The organism is Oleiphilus sp. HI0079 (assembly GCF_001635105.1).
On the sequence record NZ_LWFT01000027.1, the window covers coordinates 1 to 1,087 of the forward strand.

Genomic DNA, 1,087 nt, shown 5'->3' on the forward strand with positions numbered 1-1,087 from the left:
AGCAGGACTCCAGGGCACAACAGCAGAAGTCGGTGTTCGATTGCTCAAATTTGAGCGGTTATTACCGATGCCACCGGCGTTATCGGCAGCTTGCCCATAGATCTCTAGATTTGTGGCACCACTGTCGGTTTCATCCACCTCAAACTCGATATAGGCCGAATTGATGGTCGCTCCCTGAGGCACATTAACACTGCGAAAGCGCAACCCTACTAACTGCGCATTACCACCGTCATAGGCCATTTCTAAATCACTACTGCCGCGATTCATGTTGCCGTTAGACAGGCGCTCTTCTGCATCATCATTGTTATTACTGATTCGTACTTGCTCGACAATGGCATGTACCGGGCTAGAGAGTATAAATAAAAGCCATAAGATAAGGCTCCGCTTCAGAAAATAGGCCATCAATTACTCCTCGCCCTGACCTGAATCGTGCGTTCGGCCTGTTCAAATCCACTACCACAAATCGCAGTGCTACTTAAGGTGTAGTAATTGATGCCGGCCACTACAACCAGGTTGCAGGACAAATCTGCTGTGCAGCCATCAAGCCCTAGATTCGAGCCTGACGAGTCGAAGTCAATATCGGCCAACGCGTTATTGCAGCTTGTGCTACCAACAAAAATTCTATTAAGCCCTACCTGAGCTCCGCTCTCTGCAGCATAAAATGCCCGCTGCGACTGGAAACTCTGACTAAAACTCAAACTCGCTGTTTGATTCAATTCGCCAAGAGCCACCACAATCAGTGCAAGTATAGAAATAATAAATACCGTCGCTGGCAAACCGATCCCGCGCTGCATCGAGCGCAGAGCAGGCACTGTTTGCCTTTTTAGCCTAAGGAACATTTCTCACCTGTATTTCCTGCGCGATCGATTGCACGGCACCACTCGCATCAACCACATCAAAACTTAAAATCACCACACCTGCACGGCTAAGTGTTCCGGGGGAGTAAGCAAAGGCACCATCGCGTAATTGGCTAGCAACCACTTGTGGCGTCAAGCCTGAAGGGTCAGGAATGCTAGACTGAAAGCCATAACCGGTGTAATAGTTTAAAAAGCCTCCAACGAAACAGAACATTTCTGGAGGTCGCACG

General features: G+C 48.9%; 3 protein-coding genes. All 3 read right to left on the reverse strand.

Features of this window, described 5'->3' with window-relative positions:
* Positions 1–402: hypothetical protein (locus A3750_RS00615; RefSeq protein WP_197474766.1), on the reverse strand; the 402-nt coding region annotated here is incomplete at its 3' end.
* Positions 402–812 (reverse strand): hypothetical protein, encoded by a 411-nt coding sequence (locus tag A3750_RS00620; protein ID WP_082873140.1) that lies wholly within the window; start codon positions 810–812, stop codon positions 402–404. The genes A3750_RS00615 and A3750_RS00620, both read right to left, overlap by 1 nt.
* A 16-nt stretch (positions 813–828) precedes the next feature.
* Positions 829–1,087: hypothetical protein (locus A3750_RS25560; protein ID WP_197474767.1), on the reverse strand; the 259-nt coding region annotated here is incomplete at its 5' end.